This window comes from Streptomyces sp. NPDC058671 (assembly GCF_042716475.1).
GTDB lineage: Bacteria > Actinomycetota > Actinomycetes > Streptomycetales > Streptomycetaceae > Streptomyces.
Genome location: NZ_JBHXSA010000003.1, coordinates 169,008 through 187,499, shown reverse-complemented (window position 1 = coordinate 187,499; position 18,492 = coordinate 169,008). Strand labels below are relative to the sequence as shown.

The window sequence follows — 18,492 nt, the reverse complement described above, 5'->3', positions numbered from 1 at the left end:
ATGGCCCAGACAACCGAGACGCCCGCCCGTACGCCCGAAGGCCCGGCCGGTCCCCTCACCCCCCGGATCCACCGCGCCTGGTTCGTCGCGGCGGTCACCTTCGTCACCATCATCGGCGCCGCGGCCTTCGCCTCCCTCCCCGGCCTGCTGATCGAGCCGCTGCACCAGGAGTTCGACTGGTCGCGGGGCACCATCGGCTTCGCCGTCTCGGTGAACCTGGCCCTCTACGGCCTGACGGCCCCCTTCGCCGCCGCCCTCATGGACCGCTTCGGCATCCGCAGGGTCGTCGCCGTCGCCCTGACGATCATCTCCGTCGGCTCGCTCCTCACCGTTGGGATGACGGCCGCCTGGCAACTCGTCCTCTACTGGGGCGTCCTCGTCGGGCTCGGCAGCGGCTCGATGGCCCTCGCGTTCGCCGCGACCGTCACCAACCGCTGGTTCGTCGGCCGCCGGGGCCTGGTGACCGGCGTCCTCACCGCGGCCGGCGCCTCGGGACAGCTGATCTTCCTGCCCCTGCTCTCCTGGCTGGTCGAGCACCACGACTGGCGGCCCGCCGCCGTGACGGTGTCCCTCGCCGCCCTCGCGGTCGTCCCCTTCGTGTGGCTGCTGCTCCGCGACCACCCGGCGGACGTCGGACTCGCCCCGTACGGCGGGGAGTACGCCGAGAAGCCCGCCCCCGTCCCGGGCGCGGCCCGCCGCGCGGTCACCGTCCTGTCCAAGGCGGCGCGCACCGGGCCCTTCTGGCTCCTCGCCGGGACCTTCGCGATCTGCGGCGCCTCCACGAACGGCCTCGTCAAGACGCACTTCGTGCCCGCCGCCCACGACCACGGGATGCCCGTCACCGCGGCGGCCGGGCTCCTCGCGGTGATCGGCGTCTTCGACGTCGTCGGCACGATCGCCTCCGGCTGGTTCACCGACCGCTTCTCCGCGCGGCGGCTGCTCGCCGTCTACTACGCGCTCCGCGGCGTCTCGCTCCTCTTCCTGCCGATGCTGCTCGCGCCCTCCGTGCACCCGCCGATGCTGTTCTTCATCGTCTTCTACGGCCTGGACTGGGTGGCCACGGTCCCGCCGACGATCGCCCTGTGCCGCGAGCACTACGGCGAGGACTCGGCGATCGTCTTCGGCTGGGTCCTCGCCTCCCACCAGGTGGGCGCGGCGGTCGTCGCCTTCGCGGGGGGCGTGGCCCGAGACGTCTTCGGCTCGTACGACGTCGTCTGGTACGCGTCGGGTGCGCTGTGCGCGGCGGCGGCGCTGATGGCGCTGGTGATCAGGCGCCCCCGGACGCAGGGGCTCTCCCTGACCGGAAGCTAGGAGCTGAACCGCCCGAACCGCCCCCGGTGGAGGAGCAGCGGATCGCTGTCCTCCGTCGTGCCGAGGCATTCGACCCGCTCCACCACGATCAGGTGGTCGCCGCCCGCGTGGACGGTGGTGATCGTGCAGTCGATCCAGGCCGGCCCGCCCGGCAGGCGGGGGGAGCCGGTCTCCGGGGTCGGGGTCCAGTCCACGCCCGCGAACTTGTCCGCGCCGCTCACCGCGAACGACCGGCACAGTTCGCCCTGGTCGGCGCCGAGGACGTTGACGCAGAAGGTGCCGGCCGCCGCGATCCGGGGCCAGGTCGTCGACGTGCGGGCGACCATGAAGGCCACCAGGGGCGGGTCGAGGGAGAGCGAGGCGAAGGACTGGCAGGCGAAGCCCGTCGGGCCGGGCGCGTCGAGGGCGGTCACGATCGTGACGCCGCTCGCGAAGTGGCCGAGGACGCGCCGGAACGCGGCCCGATCGACGGGTGGTCGCTCGTCCTCCCGTACCGCGCGCAGTACCGGCCGGGGGAGTGGTTCCACGGCCGTCGGCGAACCGGCCGCTCTCAGGTGTCGGACGGCGGTGGCCGCCATCCCCGCGTGTCCCATCACGTCAGGTATTGCAGTTGACTGGTCGTCGGACAGGAAGCCCCGGGGGGCGGTCTGCGAACCGCCGCCCCGGGGGCTGCCGTGAAACGCTGGGTCAGCCGACGACCGCCACCGTGGACGGCGTCCACGCGACCCCGGAGTAGTGACCGGTCCGCTGGGCCGTCACCTTCACGGTGATCCGCAGACCGCGCTGCGCGCTCGTCGGCGTGAACGTGGTCCTCGTCGCCCCGGTGATCGCCCGCCCGTTCGCGTACCACTGGTACGTGTACGAGGTCGGCGCCGGCGTCCACGTCCCCCGGTTCAGGGTCAGCGTCCACCCCACCCGGACCGTGCCCGTGACGTACGGCGCCGCCGTCGCCTTCGGCGCGAGGCCCGTGGCGACGGTGTACCCGGCGGTCGTGTACCCCCCGCTCAGGTGCCCGGTGCGGTGAGCCGTCACGGTCACCGTCAGCTTCTTGCCGAGGACCACGGCGACGGGGACGTACGTGGCCCCCGTCGCGCCCGAGATCGCCACGCCGTTCGCCCGCCACTGGTAGGCGTACGAGGTCGGCGCGGGCGACCAGGTGCCGACCACGGCCGTCAGCTTGCCGCCGACGCGGGTGGCGCCGGTGAAGTAGGGCACCTTGGTCGGCTTGGGTGCGACGCCCTTCACCACCACGGCGGCCGTCGCCGCGGTGACGACGGGATGTCCGGCCTTCCGCGCGGTCACGGCCACCGACAGCTGCTTGCCCTGCAGCGTGGCAGGGACCGTGTACGCGGCGGCCGTGGCCCCGGCGATGGCGACACCGTTCGCCCGCCACTGGTACGCGTACGAGTCCGGCACCGGCGTCCAGGTCCCCGCCTTCGCCGTCACCGTGCCGCCGACGACGGCGGTGCCGGTGACGGACGGGGCGACGGTGGCGCGGAGGGCGGCGACGACGGTGACGGTGCCGCGCGCGTACTTCGTGCCGTCGTGCGTGAGCACGGTCAGGCTCAGCGTGGTGCGCGGCGCGCTCGTCAGGTCGAGCGAGACGTCCATGCTCCGGCGGTCGGGCGTGACGGAGACCGTCGTCGACCGGGCACGGTAGGTGCCGCCGACGACCTCCACCGCGGTCTTCTCGTGCAGTGCGGTGCCGGTGACCTTCATCGTGATCTTTCCGGCGCCGACGGTGCCGGGGGTGACGGTGCCGACGGTCTGCTTCTCGGTACCGCACAGTGACAGCCGGCAGGAGAACGACGCCTGCAGCGCCACGGCGGACTGCGCCGGCGCCGAAGGCATCCCGATCACGAGGACCGTCGGCCGGGCCGTCAGGTACCAGTCGTCCTCGCGCCGCGGTACCTCGCACTCGTAGTACGAGCTGCTCCGCCGGGCGCAGCCGTCCTGGCGGTTCGCCAGGTCGTACAGCCGGGGAGTCGGCGTCTGCGGAAGGGTCGTGGCGGGAGTCTGGCTCATCACGAAGCGGTCGAAGTTGCCGGTGGGCAGCGCGGCGCAGACCGCGGTCTTCTGCTCGGACAGCGTGGCGACGAGAGGTCCGAAGCCGTAGCTGACGTTCGCGACCTTGACGCATTCGGGCGCGGGCCCGGCGGCCGTGGCGATGCGCAGGGCGTCGACACGGTAGGCGGGCGCGGCGCTCGTGCCGTCCCGGACCTCGACGACGGCCTGGTAGTGAGTGGATCCGGTGATCGCGCAGCCGGGGAACAGGTCGCCGCAGCCCTTCGAGCCGTTCGTCCTGTACACGCCGACCGGCCAGGCCGAGAGGTACGAGGCGTCGCGGAAGTCCAGGTGCAGGACGTCCCGGGCGTCGAGGGTGGTCACCCGGTGGCACACGAAGGTGCCGGGTGCCGCCGCGACTCCGGCGGCGGACGGACGGCCGACGGCCGTGGCAGGGGTCTCGACGCAACCACGCGCGGTGGCCGTGACATCCCGCCGCGTGAGGCTGAATTCGGCGGGGGCGTCCACGCCGTGGACGAGGGCCGTGTACGTGAGTCCGGGCGTCAGGGCGCAGGCGTCCTGGGGCACGTCGGCGGGGGCGTCGGGGTCGAAGCAGGTCCGCGCGCCGTTCTGGTCGAAGAGGCTGAGCGAGCCCGCCGGGCCGCCGGAGACGTTCCGCAGGTCGATCAGTTCGCGCCCGGAGTGCGCGTCCGCCGGAATGGTCAGGCAGTCCGAGAAGGCGTCCGCACCGGTCGTCACGCTCATCCGGGCGGAGGTGGCGGTGAAGTCACCGGCCTGAAAGGTGCGGCAGCCGCTCGCCGCGTCCGTGCGGTGGAAGGCGAGGGCGTAGGCCCCGGTGGCGGGGTCGCTGGTGCTGTTCCTGACGATCGCGCGGTACGGGGCGGTTCCGCCGAGGACGCAGGTGCTCAGGACGTACTCCGACGCCCCGGCGCACTGGGAGGCGCCGGTCGCGTCGAGGAGCGTGACGTCCGGGTCCGTATCGGGCCCGCCCGGCACGTCTCCGTTCAGGACGGCCAGGTGAGCGCCGCGCGGTACCGGCAGGTTCAGGCAGTCGACCTCGCCGACGGCGGAGAAGCCGCCCCGGTGGGCGTGCCCGAGCTCGACGTCGTTCGTGCAGCCGTCCGTCGACCGCGGGTCGAGGATCCGTACGGTGCTGCCGGTGACCAGGGTGTAGGTGACGCCCGCGGTCAGCGGGCAGCCGTTCGTGTACTCGCAGATCCGTCCGCTCGGCGCGTACATCGTGAGAGCGGTCCCGGCGCCGGACGCCGTCACGGCCTGCACCTGGTACGTGCCGGTCGTGGCCGGCGTGAACGCCTTGCACTCGGCCGGGGGCGACAGCTGCGTCGGCGCCGTGCCGTAGGCGTTCACTCCCACGACCGCGCAGCCCACCGGGTGGGAGAGCTGCCGGACCGTCAGGGTGTACGGGACGGCGTAGGTGCCGCCCGAGGGGCTGAGGTGCGCGAGGACCCGGTAGCCGCCTACTCCGGGGGGCAGCACGCAGTCGAAGCCGACGCTGCAGAGGTGCTTGCCCGTGTCGTCGGTGACCCATGCGTGGATGTTGGCGGACGCACCCGGGCGAAGGCGCGTGTTGATCAGCTCGCCCGGCGCGGCCGTGAACGCGTGGCAGATGATGCCGAGTTCGCCGGAGGAGGTGCCCGTCGCCGGGGCCGCGCCGAAGTCGGTACTGATGGGCTCCGAGCAGCCGGGGCCCGCCATCAGCGGGACGACGGCGACACGTGCCTCACCGCCGGCCAGATAGGAGGCGAGGGTGAGGCCCAGTGTGTACGTGCCGGCGGCCAGCTCGCAGGGACCGGAGTCCACGGCGCACGTGACCGGCGTCCCACCGGAGGAGAGGGTGACGGACGGGCGTCGCCCCTCAAGGAGCACCCGGTGCAGGCCCGGCTTCTCCACGGTCAACGTGAAACAGGCGGTGCCGCTCGGCTCCAGCGCCACGCGTCCGACCGCGTCGCCGGGGCCGCCGAGCGGGGCGAGCGGCAGGGCGGGGCAGGGGGCGGCGGTGGGTGCCGTCGGCGTCGGGTTCGGCGTCGGGTCCTGAGTCGGCGTCGGCTGCGGCGTCGGGCCCGTCGTGGCGGAGGGCTCGGGCGCGGGCTCGGTCGCGGCGAGTTCCGGTTCCGGTGCGGGCTCCGGTGCGAGTGCCGGTTCCGGTGCGGCACTCGACGGGACCGTCGACGGGACCGTCGGCGTCACCGCCAGCGCCGTTCCCGTCGGCACCAGCGGGCTGAGCAGAGCCGTCAGCAGGGCGGGAACCAGAAGGAGGGGCCTTCCGGATCTTCGGGATTTTTTGCGCGAGCGCGCGGAGTTGGGCATTCCGTTCCCCCCGGAGCGGCAGTGGCAGACATATGCGCTGCACACCATAAGGCCCAGGTGAGCAGGCCCCCGCTACCGACCCTCGTACCGTGCCTCCCGCCGCTCCACGAAGCTCGCCACCCCCTCGGCCCCGATCCCGCCGCCGTCCCGTTCACCGTCGCGATCACCGGCTTCTCGCAGTCCATGACCGCTCCGACGAACCGCTGCGCGCCCAGCCGGATCATCCGGGCCACGTCCCCCGCGACCCGGTCCGCACCGGCCGCGGGCGCACCCCGCAGGTCCGCGCCCGCGTGGTCGCCTGCGTCGAGGCGCCCCGGTCGTCGTGCACGGCGTCACCGCCGCCCTCGGCGACCAGGACGTCAGCGGGCGCCCGCTGTGCGCTCCGTATACAGTCGACGCCCAGTCAAATCACCGAACTGACGGTCAGTCAGAAATGAGTGGGGAGCGGGAAGTGTCGATCGGGGTCCGGTGGCCCCGCCGGGACTCCGACCGGTGACCCACCGGTCCGTCGGACCTCTGCACAACCATTCGGGTCACCCGGTTGTCCCACCCCTCGGACGACACGAATCGACGGAGTCCTGTGACCCCGTCCGAGGAGGCCCCTTGAACAGCACCACCCGCACCACCGGCTCGCGTGACCGCCGCCGCGCCCTCGCCACCGCGCTCGCCGTGCTCGCGTCCTCCGCCGCGCTCACCGCGGTCACGACGGCACCGGCCCAGGCGGCCGAGGGCGCGCCGAAGCCCCGCGTGGTCTTCACCGAGTCCAAGAACGTCGACGGCGTCGGCATGAGGACCATCGTCAGCGCCCACCCCAGCGGCACCGACCGGCGTGAGATCGTGCCCGTCGGCGTGGGCCTGCCCAGGGCCGACATCGGCGACGTCGCCCTCTCGCCCGACGGCACGCGCATGGCCTTCATCAACAACGAGGGCGGCTTCGGCGACGTCTGGATCGCCTACGCCGACGGCAGCGAAGCGCGCTCCGTCTTCATGGACGTCGACTTGCCCGACGGCAAGCTCGACGCGCTCGACTGGGCTTCCGATGGCAGGGCCCTCTACCTGGGCTTCGCGAACGGGTCGGGCTCCGAGACGCGGATCATGCGGCTCAAGCTCGACGGTCCCGGTCTCGCCCCCGCCTTCCCCGCGCCGGACGGCGCCCGGGACAGCCAGGCCGACGTGGCCTGGGACGGGCGCGTCGCCTTCGTCCGCGACGGCGTCATCCACGTCTGGGACCCGCGCGTGGGCGGCGACCCGAAGCCGGTCACCCGGGGCCAGTACCCGGCGTTCTCGCCGAAGGGCGACCGGATCGCTTTCGCGGCCTCCGGCGACAGCGGCGACTCGGTCAAGGTCCGCGCCCTGGACGGCAGCAGCGAGCAGACCCTGGCCGAGGGGGACGCCACGTTCCTCGACTGGTCCCCTGAGGGCTCCCAGCTCGCGTACTCCGGCGGCTCTCTCGGCGAAGCCCGCGTCATCAGCGCCACCGTGCCCGGAAGCACCCCCGCGGTCCTCTCGCCCGGCACGCGCGCCCACCAGGTCTCCTGGGCCAATCCGTTCGGCTGGAGCCCCCACGGCACCTTCCGCCACGACTACACCGGCGACGGAAAGGCCGACCTCCTCGCCATGAACCACGCCGGCGACGTCCTGACCTACAAGGGCACCGGCACGGGCACCCTAGAGGCCGGCATCAGGCGTGACTGGGGATGGAAGGGATACCGCTTCACCGCCGTCGGCGACCTCAACGGCGACGCTTTCCCCTACAGGGGCGGCTGGCCCGACGCGCTCGTCCAGGACGCCGCAGGCGACCTCTGGCGGCTCGACGGGTACACGTTCGGTTTCGAGAGCAAGGTGAGGATCGGTACCGGTGGCTGGAAGGACCTCAAGCTCACCGGCGTCGGCGACCTGACGGGCGACGGCTACCCGGACGTCCTGGCCATCGACCCCTCGGGCAACCTCTGGCAGTACGCGGGCGACGGTCGCGGAGGCCTTGAGGCCCGCCAGAAGGCCGGTTACGGCTACAACGGCTACCGCCTGACGGGCGTCGGGGCGTTCACGGCGTCCGGCTACCAGAACTACCTCGGCGTGGCCCCGAACGGCGACCTCTACCGCTACGAGCGGGGTGGCCGCCACAAGATCGGCTGGGGCTGGTCGAGCTACACCCTGACCGGTGTCGGCGACCTCACCGGCGACGGGATCTCCGACGTCCTCGCCCGCGACAGCGCTGGTGTGCTGTGGCGGTACGACGGGGACGGCACGGGTGGTCTGAAGACGCGCGTGAAGAGCGGTTGGGGCTGGAACGGCCTCTCCATGTTCTGATCCCGTCCCCCGGGATCAGCAGGCGCCCCGCCCCACTCCCCTGGGGGGCGGGGCGCCGTCGTCATCTCGTGCTCGACTTCGCGCCCGACCCTGACGCGGCCCCCGATTTCGCCGTCGATTTCGCCGCCGCTCGTTCGGCCCTTGCCACCCGCCGCGCGATCTTCTCCGCGTCGACCGCCAGCTCCCGGAGCATCCCGCTGATCGGGTTCGTGAACCCCGTGAAGTACAGGCCGGGCGCCTCGCGCGGGCTGCGCGGGCCGTGCGTCACCGGGCGTCCGCGCTCGTCGAGGACGCCTTCCAGGTGCCCGAGCAGCGGTTCGAGGGCCCGCCGGTAGCCGGTGGCGGCGATGACGGCGTCCGGGGTGATGCGGGACCCGTCCGCGAGGACCACCTCGTCGCCCTCGAAGGACTCGACGGCGGCGACGACCTCCACCTTCCCGGCCCGTATCGCGTCGATCAGGCCCACGTCCTGCACCGGGACCGCGCCTTCGCGCTGGCGGGTGGCCACACCCGTGTCGGGCCGGGGCAGGCCGTACGCCGTGAGGTCGGGCGTCGCGACCCGGGCGAGCACGCGGCCGAGACGGTCGACGAGGGGCACCGGCAGGCGCCGGATCAGGATGCCGGTGCGCTGGGCGGGCCAGCCGGCCGTCGTGCGGCGCACGATGTGCGGCACGGTCCGGACCGCGAGCCGTACCCGCTTCGCGCCGCCCTCGGCGAGATCGGCGGCGATCTCGGCGCCGGTGTTGCCGACGCCGACGACGAGGACGTCCTTCCCGGCGTACGGCTGCGGGTTGCGGTAGGTGCGGGCATGGCTCAGCTCGCCCGCGTACGCGTCACGGCCGGGCCAATCGGGAACGTGCGGGGTGTGGTTGTAGCCCGTGGCCACGACCACCGCGCCCGCGACCAGCCGCCGCCCGCCGGTCGCGTGGAGGATCCACTCGGCACCGGCCCGCTCGACGCGGAAGACCTCGACGCCCGTCACGATCTCCAGCTCGTGCTCCTCGGCGTACCTCTCCAGGTAGCGCACCACGTCCGCGCGGGCGACCCAGCGTCCGGACGAACGGGGTATCCGCAGCCCGGGGAGGGCGGAGAGCCGCCGCGTGGTGTGCAGCCGCAGCCGGTCGTAGTGGGAGCGCCAGGAGGCGCCGACGGCGTCGGACTTCTCCAGGACGACGACCCGGTGGACGCCACGCGCGCGCAGGGCGGCGGCGACGGCGAGCCCGCCGGGACCGGCGCCGATGACGTACACGGGGTGGGTGGAGGGTTGCTGGGGGGTGGTGACCATGAATGCTGAGCGTAATGACGTGTACACGTAGTGGGTCTCGACCGGGAGGGGTTTCGGTTGCGAATCGGTCACGTACGCCGATCCACCGGAGCGAGGACGGCCCCCGGATCGGGAGGGAGCTGGAGGTCGCGTTCCGGCGAGGTGACGGTCCCGGTCTTCCGTCCGCTGTCAGAGGGCTGGGATGTTCCGCCACAGATGGGCGCGGTCACCGGAGTTGCAGGTGTACGTCATCACGAACGGTGGTCCGGTGATCAGGCAGTAGCCGCTGTTCACGTTCTTGATGGTCCGCCCGGAGGACGTCGAGGTGCCGATCTTCCAGGACTGGACGTCGGAGCCGTTGCAGGCGGCGACGGTGACGGTGGAGCTCGACGGCTGGAGGCACTTGCCGGAGATCTTGCTGATCAGGCGGAAGGTGCCGTTCCCGGCGGGGGAGTAGGTCCAGGAGTAGGCGAGGTAGCCGCCGTTGGTGGGCTTGGAACCGCACTCGTACGTGTTGACGAGGATGGCGTAGCCGGCATCGTTCTCCGCCAGACAGTGACCGTTGGAGCTGTTCTGCAGGGAGTACGTCCCCGAGGGCGCCGCACCGCCGGTGGACGGCGGGGGCGCGGGCTTCTGGGTCGTCGGCCGGGGAGCGGGACGGGTGGTCGTTCCGCCACCGGAGCCGCTTCCCGACCCACTGCCGGAGCCACTTCCGGACCCGCTGCCGGATCCGGCACCGCCACCAGGCACGGTTCCGGTACCGCCCACGTCACCCCCACCACCACCGCCGCCACCACCGCCGCTGTCGGCGGGCGGGGGCAGGGGCGGGAGCGAGGCTCCGGGGGAGGCCCCCGGGGGCTTGGCCGACGGCGTCTTCGCACCCGGGGGCGTGGCACCCGGGGACTTCGCGGACGGCGAGCCCGGCGTGATCGAGGAAGGGACGCCCGCCGGCTGCGAGGCCACGGTCGACGGAGGCGCGGAGGACGCCCCCGGGCCCGCGCCGAGGCGACCTATCTCGTACGGGCCGAGGGCGACGGTCAGGGTGGTGCCGGTCGCCACGACGACGGGCACGGCGAGCATGACGAACCGGTTGCGGCGCCCCTGCGGCTTGCGGGGCCCGGCCTTTCCGGTGACGGCCAGGGGGTCGGGCGAGGCGGTCGCGGGCTCCCGGTCGCCCTGCGGGGTGAGGGGGGTCGTCGCCACGTCCTGGGCCGGCTCGGTCCGCTCCAGTTCGGCGAGCTGCTCGGCCGTGGGAGCCCCGGCGGCGAACGTCGCCCGCTCGTCGATCCGCTCGGTGACGGCCGCCGGCCACACAACGCCCGCCGCGCGTTCCCCGGCGAGCCCGACGAGTTCGTCGGCGGTCGGCCGGTCCGCCGGGTCCTTGGCGAAACACTTCTGTACGAGCTCCGCGAGCTCGGGCTCGGTCTCGGCGAGGCGCCCGAAGTCGGGTTCGCCGTGGACGACGCGGTAGAGCAGGCCGGGCCCGGAGCCGTCACCGAAGGGGGGACGGCCGTTGGCGGCGTAGAGGAGGAGGCTGGCGAGGGCGAAGACGTCGGCGGCGCCGGTCAGCGTCCGGTCGGCGACGGCCTGCTCGGGAGCCATGTAGGCGGGTGTGCCGATGACCATGCCGGTCTTGGTCAGGCGGCTCTGGTCGGCGGCGCGGGCGACGCCGAAGTCGATGAGGGAGAGGCCGGAGGAGGTGAGCATGACGTTGGACGGCTTGAGGTCGCGGTGCACCATGTCGGCGCCGTGGACGACACGCAGCCCGGCGGCCGCGTCGCGGAGGAGACGCCAGAGGGCCTCGCCGGGCAGGGGGCCGCCGTTCAGCCGGATGGCCTCGTTGAGGGTGATCCCGGGGATGAACTCGGTCGCGAACCAGGGCGGCTTCGCCGTGCGGTCACTGGCGAGGAGCCTGGTGTTGGCGCCGGCGGGCAGCCGGGCGAGGTTGTCGAGCTCGTGCCCGAAGTGGTTCAGGAAGTCCGTGTCCTCGGCGAGGACGGGAAGGACCCGCTTCACCGCGGCGAACTTGCCGGGTACGGCGCCGAGATAGACCCGCCCCATACCGCCGGATCCGAGCACACCGAGAAGCCTGAACGCCCCGATCTGACGAGGATCCCCCGCTTCGAGCGGGGTGGCCCCGCTGCCGCTCAGACCGTCCGGACTGGAGTTGTTTTCCGGTTCCCCCTGCATGGGCCACACAGTAGCTGAGGGGGCTGATGATCTGAATGGCGGTCAAGTTTGCTTGACGTAACCGCGGTTGGGTTCCGACCGCCCCGGACGCGAAGGCGTGGTACAGCGCCGGAACCTTCCACCGCCGGCTGACCTGGGAGGGCAGGCCCTCCGAGGAGCGCGGTGCTGGTGCGGGCACGGTCACCCAGACCGGCCCTACCCCAATTCCGCCAGGATGTGCGGCGCCGCCTCCGCCAAGGTCGGGAAGTGGCGGTGCTCCCCGGGGTGTGCGGCCGGGGTGTTGACCGTCCAGACGGTCATCCCGGCCGCCAGGCCCGAACGGACCCCCGACGGCGCGTCCTCGATCACCAGACACTCCGCCGGGTCCGCGCCCAGTTTCTCGGCGGCCGTCAGGTACGGGACGGGCGACGGCTTGCCTTCCGCCACCGAGGCCGCGTCGATGACGAGCGCGGGCATCGGCAACCCGGTCCGCCCGAACCGGCCCCGGACCCGGTGCTCGTAGTTCGACGTGACCAGCGCCCACCGGTCGGCGGGCAGGGCGGTCAGCAGCTCGACCGCGCCTTCGAAGGCCGCGTACGTACCCGTACGGACGTCCTCGTCCTCCAGCGCGTGCAGGAGGGCGATGCACTCGTCCGGGTCCGCGCCCGGCACGACGGCCGCGAACGTCTCCACGGGCCGCGTCCGCAGCGCGACGGCGTACACGTCGTCCCCGTCGAGCCCGTACCGCGCGGCCCACTCGTGCCAGACGCGCCGCTGGTTGGCGACGGCGTCGATGAGGGTGCCGTCGACGTCGAAGAGAACGAACTTTCCGCTGGTCATGCGCCCGATGCTACGTCCACGAAAGCGGCCCATGCCGTCGGGGAGACGGCGAGCTGGGGGCCGTCGGGGTTCTTTGAGTCGCGGACGTGGATGGTGGTGGGGTGAGCGGCTACCTCGACGCAGTTGCCGCCCTCGCCGCTGCTGTAGCTGGACTTCCGCCAGTCATAGGCGACTTCGATGCAGTTGCCGCCCTCACCGCTGCTGTAGCTGCTCTTGAACCAGGCCAGTTCCACGGTGCTCATAGCTCTCCCAGCATCTTCTCGATCAACTCCAGGGGCTCTTGGGGCGTGAGTGCCTGCGCCCGGATGATCCCATAGCGCTCGGTGTACGTGCGTACTTCTTCCGGGTCGGTGATCAGCCGGGGATGCCCGTAGATTTCGGTGTACGCGACCTCCCGTCGCCCCTTGGGCGTGAGGAGCGTGAACGCACCGTCGAGCGAGGGGTGTTCCTCCCAACTGAGCGGCATTACCTGGAGGTGGACCGTCCGTCGACTGGCGATCTCCATGATGCGACGGAGCTGTTCACGATGGACGCTCCGCCCGCCGGTGGGGCGGCGCAGGATGGCCTCTTCCAGGACGAAGCTGATCGTCGTCGGCGGCCACTTGTCGAAAACCGACTGACGGGCCAGGCGGTCGGCCACCCACTTCTCGATCGTCTGCTCGTCCCAGACGGGCCGCCGGTGGCGCATCACGGCTCGGGCATACGCCTCCGTCTGCAGCAAGCCCGGCACCGCCTGCACTTCGTAATAGTGCAAGGCCACCGCCTCCGCTTCCGCCCCCGCGAAGCTCCGGAACCAGTCCGGATGCCTCACCCGTACCTTCGCCAGCGCCTCCCGGACGTCGTCCACCGCCGCGATCAGCACGCCCCCCGCGTTCAGCACGGGGTCCGCCCGGATCAGAAAGTCCGGCTGGGGTGTCCGTACACCCCGCTCCATCGCCGAGATCAGGTCCTCGCCGCAATGCGTGATCTCCGCCAGCTCCGCCTGGCTCAGGCCCGCGTTCTTCCGCAGCACCTTGATGATCTTCCCGAGCGCACGAAACAGGTGCGCCGTACCGTCCACCTCGGAGGGCCGTTCCGGCCTCTCCTCCACGTTCCCCGACATCCGTACCGCCTTCTTGGCGCACCCGCACAGTGACTCAGCGTCGTCGCGTCGCTGCTGTTCAGGGTAGGTCGCACCCAGCAGGCTCTGGGGCATGAAGTCCGAACCCATCACCCCGACCAGTGAGTTCACGCTCCGGCTCTCGGCCACGCGCCGGGGCGCACGCCTGGCCCGGCTGCTCGCCGTGCAGCAGCTCCACGACTGGGGCGTGACCGGCTCCGCCGCCGAGGCGGCCGAGTTGGTCGTCGCCGAGCTCGCCAACAACGCGGCCCTGCATGGGCGGGTGCCCGGCCGGGACTTCGAGGTGCGGATGGAGCGCGGCGACGACCACGTACGGATCGAGCTGTCCGACGCACGCGGGGAGCGGAGACCCTCACCGGCACGGGAGCCGGACGAGGGCGGCTACGGGCTGCTGCTCGTGGCCGCCCTCGCGACGGCGTGGGGCGTGAAGGACCGGTGCGTCGGCAAGACGGTCTGGGCGACCGTCCCGACGGCGTCGGTCAGAAGAGGGTGAACGGCATCCTGGTCAGGTCGTACGGGGTGTAGACGCCGACGCGGCCCGTGAACGGGACCTTCCAGTCGCCGGTGCCCCCGTAGAGGGCGAGGCTGTCGTACGTGCCGCCCGAGCGCCCGTTGACCACCACGTCGGGGCGGCCGTCGCGGTTGGCGTCACCGATTCCGACGATCTCGGCGTACCGGTCCCAGCCGCCGCCGATCCTGGTGCGCGGGGCGAAGGTGCCGTTACCAGTGCCGAGGTAGAGCCAGAGGACGCCTGCGGTGTCACGGGCGACGAGGTCGCCGGCCGTGCCGCCGCCCATGTTGCCGGTGGCGACGATCTTGTTGTAGATGCCCCAGCCGTTGCCGATCTTGACGCGCGGCGCGAAGGGCGCGGTGGCGGAGCCGGTGCCCTTGTAGAGCCACAGGTCGCCGGCTTTGTCGGTGGCGACGAGGTCGGGGCGGGTGTCGCCGTCGAGGTCGCTGCCGCCGGTGAGCTTGTTGTAGATCTGCCAGCCGCCGCTGATCTTGGTGCGCGGTGCGAAGGCCGTCTTGCCGGTGCCCGTGTGGAGCCAGAGGGCGCCGGTCCTGTCGCGGGCGACGACATCGGGGTATCGGGTACCCGCGACGTTCCCGGGGGTGACGATCTGGTCGTACGCGTCCCAGCCGGTGCCGATGACCGTCTTCTCCAACGGGTTCGAGTAGTGGCCGAAGTGCAGGGCACGGCGGCCGTCGACGGCGAGGAGGCTGCCGCCGCTCCGGAGCAGAAGGTCCGGGGAGCCGCTGTCGGAGAAGTCGTGCGGGTGTGGCTTGCTCGCGACCGTGAGTGTGCCGGTCCGCACGACGCCGGGGCTGATGCCGTTGGTGGCCTTCACGGTCAGCCGCCAGGTGTACGCGCCGTTGTAGGCGGCGGTGTAGTCGCGGAACAGGCCCTTCCAGGTGGCTGAGGCGAGCCGTGATTCCCCGTCGGAGTACGAGGCCCAGCGCTTCCCGGAGGCGGTGTGGGTCAGTTCGACGTACGACGTCAGGCGGGAGGTGCGGTTGAGCGTCCACCACATGTCCGCGTCGCCGCTGCTGAAGTCGACGGTCGAGGGCACCCGTTGTTCCACGACGTCGAGCCTGAGGGGTACGCCGGTGGTCGCCACGAACGTGGCGGCCGGGGTGCCGTCGGCTCCGGGGGCGATCCGGAAGACGCCCTCGCCGTGTTCGAGCGTGCCGCCCTGCGCGAGCTGCTCGCCGCGAGCGCCACCGCGCAGGGTGTGGACGGTGTCGAGGAGCTTGACCGTCCGGCCGTCCTTCAGCGAGCGGGCGGTGAGCGAGTGGAGGGGGTTGGGGCCGGAGGCCGTGGCCGCACCGGTCACGCCGTAGGTCACCCACTCGCCTCCCGCCGACTCGAGCACGAGCCGGGACCCGGGCTCGGATCCGGAGCCGAGGGGAGTCCGTGTGACGTCGGGCTCGCCGCGTCGCGCCACGGCCAGGGTGAGGGCACCCGTCGAGGAGTCCCGTTCGGCCCAGGCGAGGTGGCCGGCGGTCACGGTGACGTCGAAGTAGGTCTGGGCCCTCGGCATGGCGCGGTCCTCCACGACCGTCGCGGTGGCGGTGTCCACCAGGGCCACGCGGATGCCGGACACCCCGCCCACCGTCCCCGAGTACAGGAGGATGACGGTGTCGGGTGACGTCATGTTGACCCAGTGGAAGGTGGCGTCCGAGGCCAGGCCGGAAACCTTGCGCTCCACGAGCGTGCCCGCCGGCTTGCCGAGGAGGTGCAGGTCGGCGCCGCCGGCTCTCTTGGTCGACATCACCAGGGTGCTGCCGGCCAGCCTGTGGAAGGTGGCGGTGGCGCCGAGGGAGCCGGTGTCGATCACGACGGGCTCGGCGCCCGTCGCCATGTCGTACAGCTTGTGGACGGCCCCCTCGGACTTCACGATCATGTCCGACCCGACGCTGCCCGCGTACGTGCCCGCGGGCAGGGTGGTCGTGACGCCGTCCGCGTACCGCGTCCAGCGGTGGACGTACTGGCTGCCCTCGCTCCCGCGGCTCAGGAATCCCGACGGGCCGTTGCCGATGACCAAGGAGCCGGGCGGCAGCGTCGGCGCGGCCTGCTGTGTCTGCGCCTGCTCCGCGGCCGCTGGCGCCACGGCCGGGCCCGCCATGAGGGCGCCGGCCGTGACGGCGAGCGCGACGGTGATCGATGCGGCGAGCCGCCGTCGGGGCGTACGTGCGTGGATCAAGGTCGCGCTCGTTCCTGGGAGTTCGAGGAGAGGGGGGATCAGGTCGGGATCAGAACAGGGTCTTTTGCGAGCCGGTCAGCGGCGGCGCGGCATAGAGCCAGGACCGGGCGGCGAAGGGCACCTTCCAGTCGCCGGTGCCCGAGTACAGGGCGAGCTCGTCGTTCCTGCCGTCCGGGCCGTTGGCGAGGAGGTCCGGGCGGCCGTCGCGGTCGGCGTCGCCGATGGCGATGATCTCGTCGTACGTGTTCCAGCCGCCGCCGATTCGGGTGCGGGCGGCGAAGGTGCCGTCGCCGTTGCCGAGGTAGAGCCAGAGGTCGCCCGCGGTGTCGCGGGCGACGAGGTCGCCGGCCGTGCCGCCGCCGATGTTGCCGGTGGCGACGATCTTGTTGTAGATGCCCCAGCCGTTGCCGATCTTGACGCGCGGCGCGAAGGGCGCGGTGGCGGAGCCGGTGCCCTTGTAGAGCCACAGGTCGCCGGCCGTGTCCGTGGCGACGAGGTCGGGGCGGGCGTCGCCGTCGAGGTCGCCGCCGGCGGTGAGTTTGTTGTAGATCTGCCAGCCGCCACCGATCTTCGTCCGCTCGGAGAAGGCCGTCTTGCCGGTGCCCGTGTGGAGCCAGAGCGCACCGTTCTTGTCGCGGGCGACGAGGTCCGCGTACCGGGCGCCGGCGACGTTCCCGGGCGTGACGATCTGGTCGTACGCGTCCCAGCCCGCCCCGATGATCGTCTCCTTCAGCTCGGTCTGGGCGCCGTGCTGGAGGGCCTGGCGGCCGTCGTAGACGAACAGGAAGCTGCCCTCACGGACGATCAGGTCGGGGGAGCCGGTGTCCGAGAAGCCGTGCGGGGCCTGCCCGCTGTCGACCGTGAGCGTGCCGGACCGCTCGACGGGGGCGCCGATGCCGTTGGTCGGCGTCGCCGTCATCTTCCAGGTGTACGCGCCGTTGGTGGCGGTGGTGTGGTCGTCGAACAGGCCCGTCCAGTACGCGAGGCCGCGTCCGGCGCTGTTCACGGTGGCCGTGCTGGTCCACTGCTTGCCGGTCGCGGTGTGGGTCAGTTCGACCGCCACCTTGGCGCCGGTGTGTGCGGCGAACTGCCACGTCAGGTAGCCGTCGCCGTCGCTCGTACGGAAGTCGAAGGTGTCGGGGACCGTCTGGCCCGTCAGCTGGAGCACGATCGGCAGGCCGGTGCCCGCCACGAGGGTGGCGGTCGGGGTGCCGTCGGCGCCGGGGGCGATCCGGTAGAGGCCCTGGCCGTGCTCGACCGTGCCGCCCTGGACGAGGAGGCTGCCGTCGGCCTCGGCGCGGGGGGCGCTGTCCACGGTGTCGATGAGCTTGACCGTCCGCCCGTCGGCCAGTGAGCGGGCCGTCAGGGCGTGGAGGGGGTTGGGCACGGAGGCCGTGGTCCCGCCGGCCACCGCGTACGTGACCCAGTCGCCCATCAGTTCGGTGACCATCGTCCCGGTTCCGAGCGGGATGCGCTGGACCTCGGGCTGGCCCCGGCGGGCCACCGCGAGGGTCGCGGAGCTGTCGGACGAGGACTTCTCGGCCCACGCCAGATGTGTGGCCGACACGCTGACGTCTCCGCTCAGACCGGCGCCGGGGGCGGCGCGGTCCTCGACGATCGTGGCGGTGGCGACGTTGACGAGGGCCACGCGGCTCCCCGTCACGCCGTCCACCGTGCCGGTGTACAGGAGGGCGAGGGTGTCGGGCGTGCTCATCTCGTAGCGGCGGACCGAGGCGTCGGCGGGGAGCCCGGTCACCACGCGGTCCACGAGGGCGCCCGCCGCCTTGGTGACGAGATGGACGTCGGCGCGGCCGTCGGGTCGGGTGACGCGCATGACGAGGGTGGTGCCGGCCAGCCTGACGAACTGGGCGGACGTGCCGAGGGAACTGGTGTCGATCACGACCGGGTCGGCGCCGGTGGCCATGTCGTACAGCGTGTGGACGGCGCCTTCCGACTTCACGACGTGGTCGCTCCCGAGGGTCCCCGCGTACCTGCTGGTGGGCGCGGTGGCCGGCAGCGTGGTCGTGACGCCGTCCGCGTACCGCGTCCAGGCGTAGGCGTACTGGGTGCCCTCGGTCCGGCGGGTCAGGAAGCCGGACGGGCCGTTGCCGAGGACCAGGGAGCCGGGCAGTAGCGTCAGCGCGGTCTGCTGTGCCTGCGTCTGCTCCGCGGCCGCGACGGCCCCGGTCGCCGCGACGGCGGGGACGGCCGTCAGGGTGCCCACCGTGACGGCGAGGGCGGCGGTGACGGCGAGGGCGAGTCGTCGGCGGGGCATACGTGCGTGGGGCAAGGCAGGGCTCTCTCTCAAGAGGTGGGGGGGGGGGGGGTTTTGTGGCCCCCCCCCCCACCCCCCCCGGGGCCCCCCCACCGCGGCCCGCCCCCCCCCCCCGAGGCCCCCCCCCCAGCTAGACGAGACCCCC

At 72.6% G+C, this 18,492-nt stretch carries 12 protein-coding genes and 1 pseudogene; 3 read left to right on the top strand and 10 right to left on the bottom strand.

What is annotated here, in order from left to right; translation table 11 throughout:
• A complete protein-coding gene (locus ACFWV2_RS05235; RefSeq protein WP_384401876.1) occupies positions 1-1,311 on the top strand; it encodes an MFS transporter in 1,311 nt (436 codons plus the stop codon).
• Here the strand turns inward: ACFWV2_RS05235 and ACFWV2_RS05230 are convergent.
• The 3 genes and pseudogenes from ACFWV2_RS05230 to ACFWV2_RS05220 all read right to left on the bottom strand — a co-directional run.
• Positions 1,308-1,904 (bottom strand): flavin reductase family protein, encoded by a 597-nt coding sequence (locus ACFWV2_RS05230; protein WP_384402478.1) that lies wholly within the window; start codon positions 1,902-1,904, stop codon positions 1,308-1,310. The genes ACFWV2_RS05235 and ACFWV2_RS05230 overlap by 4 nt on opposite strands.
• Positions 1,905-1,998: 94 nt before the next feature.
• The gene (locus ACFWV2_RS05225; protein WP_384401873.1) at positions 1,999-5,568 is read right to left on the bottom strand and encodes a hypothetical protein; all 3,570 of its coding nucleotides are present in this window, start codon (positions 5,566-5,568) and stop codon (positions 1,999-2,001) included.
• Positions 5,569-5,792: 224 nt separating this feature from the next.
• Positions 5,793-5,954 (bottom strand): annotated as a pseudogene (locus tag ACFWV2_RS05220) (enoyl-CoA hydratase/isomerase family protein); the annotation flags it as partial.
• Positions 5,955-6,267: 313 nt separating this feature from the next.
• On the opposite strand from ACFWV2_RS05220, the gene ACFWV2_RS05215 reads away from it, so the two are divergent.
• Positions 6,268-7,974 (top strand): hypothetical protein, encoded by a 1,707-nt coding sequence (locus ACFWV2_RS05215; protein ID WP_384401870.1) that lies wholly within the window; start codon positions 6,268-6,270, stop codon positions 7,972-7,974.
• Positions 7,975-8,035: 61 nt separating this feature from the next.
• On the opposite strand, the gene ACFWV2_RS05210 is transcribed toward ACFWV2_RS05215, so the two are convergent.
• From ACFWV2_RS05210 to ACFWV2_RS05190, 5 genes are all read right to left on the bottom strand, one after another.
• Positions 8,036-9,259 carry a flavin-containing monooxygenase gene (locus tag ACFWV2_RS05210; protein WP_384401868.1) on the bottom strand — a complete coding sequence of 408 codons (1,224 nt, stop codon included), beginning with the start codon at positions 9,257-9,259 and terminating at the stop codon, positions 8,036-8,038.
• Positions 9,260-9,427: 168 nt separating this feature from the next.
• Positions 9,428-11,428 carry a protein kinase gene (locus ACFWV2_RS05205; RefSeq protein ID WP_384401865.1) on the bottom strand — a complete coding sequence of 667 codons (2,001 nt, stop codon included), beginning with the start codon at positions 11,426-11,428 and terminating at the stop codon, positions 9,428-9,430.
• A gap of 195 nt (positions 11,429-11,623) precedes the next feature.
• Positions 11,624-12,247: an HAD family hydrolase gene (locus ACFWV2_RS05200; protein WP_384401862.1), complete on the bottom strand. Its 624-nt coding sequence runs from the start codon at positions 12,245-12,247 to the stop codon at positions 11,624-11,626.
• Positions 12,244-12,489, bottom strand: a complete 246-nt coding sequence (locus tag ACFWV2_RS05195) for a DUF397 domain-containing protein (RefSeq protein ID WP_384401859.1) — start codon at positions 12,487-12,489, stop codon at positions 12,244-12,246. Before ACFWV2_RS05195 ends, ACFWV2_RS05200 begins: the two co-directional genes overlap by 4 nt.
• On the bottom strand, positions 12,486-13,349 hold the full coding sequence (locus ACFWV2_RS05190; protein ID WP_384402475.1) for a helix-turn-helix domain-containing protein: 864 nt from the start codon (positions 13,347-13,349) through the stop codon (positions 12,486-12,488). The genes ACFWV2_RS05195 and ACFWV2_RS05190 overlap by 4 nt, the downstream gene beginning before the upstream one ends.
• Before the next feature lie 91 nt (positions 13,350-13,440).
• Between ACFWV2_RS05190 and ACFWV2_RS05185 the strand changes: the two genes are divergently transcribed.
• Positions 13,441-13,860 carry an ATP-binding protein gene (locus tag ACFWV2_RS05185; RefSeq protein ID WP_384401856.1) on the top strand — a complete coding sequence of 140 codons (420 nt, stop codon included), beginning with the start codon at positions 13,441-13,443 and terminating at the stop codon, positions 13,858-13,860.
• Here the strand turns inward: ACFWV2_RS05185 and ACFWV2_RS05180 are convergent.
• Positions 13,847-16,072: an FG-GAP repeat domain-containing protein gene (locus tag ACFWV2_RS05180; RefSeq protein WP_384401853.1), complete on the bottom strand. Its 2,226-nt coding sequence runs from the start codon at positions 16,070-16,072 to the stop codon at positions 13,847-13,849. The two genes, ACFWV2_RS05185 and ACFWV2_RS05180, sit on opposite strands and share 14 nt — an antisense overlap.
• 49 nt (positions 16,073-16,121) lie before the next feature.
• Complete coding sequence (locus tag ACFWV2_RS05175) at positions 16,122-18,362, bottom strand: FG-GAP repeat domain-containing protein (protein WP_384401850.1); 2,241 nt, start codon at positions 18,360-18,362, stop codon at positions 16,122-16,124.
• Positions 18,363-18,492: the final 130 nt, after the last annotated feature.

Coding starts and splice junctions, on each gene's coding strand:
- ACFWV2_RS05235 (WP_384401876.1), top strand. CDS start 1: ATGGCCCAGACAACCGAGACGCCCGCCCGTACGCCCGAAGGCCCGGCC.
- ACFWV2_RS05230 (WP_384402478.1), bottom strand. CDS start 1,904: ATGGGACACGCGGGGATGGCGGCCACCGCCGTCCGACACCTGAGAGCG.
- ACFWV2_RS05200 (WP_384401862.1), bottom strand. CDS start 12,247: ATGACCAGCGGAAAGTTCGTTCTCTTCGACGTCGACGGCACCCTCATC.
- ACFWV2_RS05190 (WP_384402475.1), bottom strand. CDS start 13,349: ATGTCGGGGAACGTGGAGGAGAGGCCGGAACGGCCCTCCGAGGTGGAC.
- ACFWV2_RS05205 (WP_384401865.1), bottom strand. CDS start 11,428: ATGCAGGGGGAACCGGAAAACAACTCCAGTCCGGACGGTCTGAGCGGC.
- ACFWV2_RS05210 (WP_384401868.1), bottom strand. CDS start 9,259: ATGGTCACCACCCCCCAGCAACCCTCCACCCACCCCGTGTACGTCATC.
- ACFWV2_RS05195 (WP_384401859.1), bottom strand. CDS start 12,489: ATGAGCACCGTGGAACTGGCCTGGTTCAAGAGCAGCTACAGCAGCGGT.
- ACFWV2_RS05185 (WP_384401856.1), top strand. CDS start 13,441: ATGAAGTCCGAACCCATCACCCCGACCAGTGAGTTCACGCTCCGGCTC.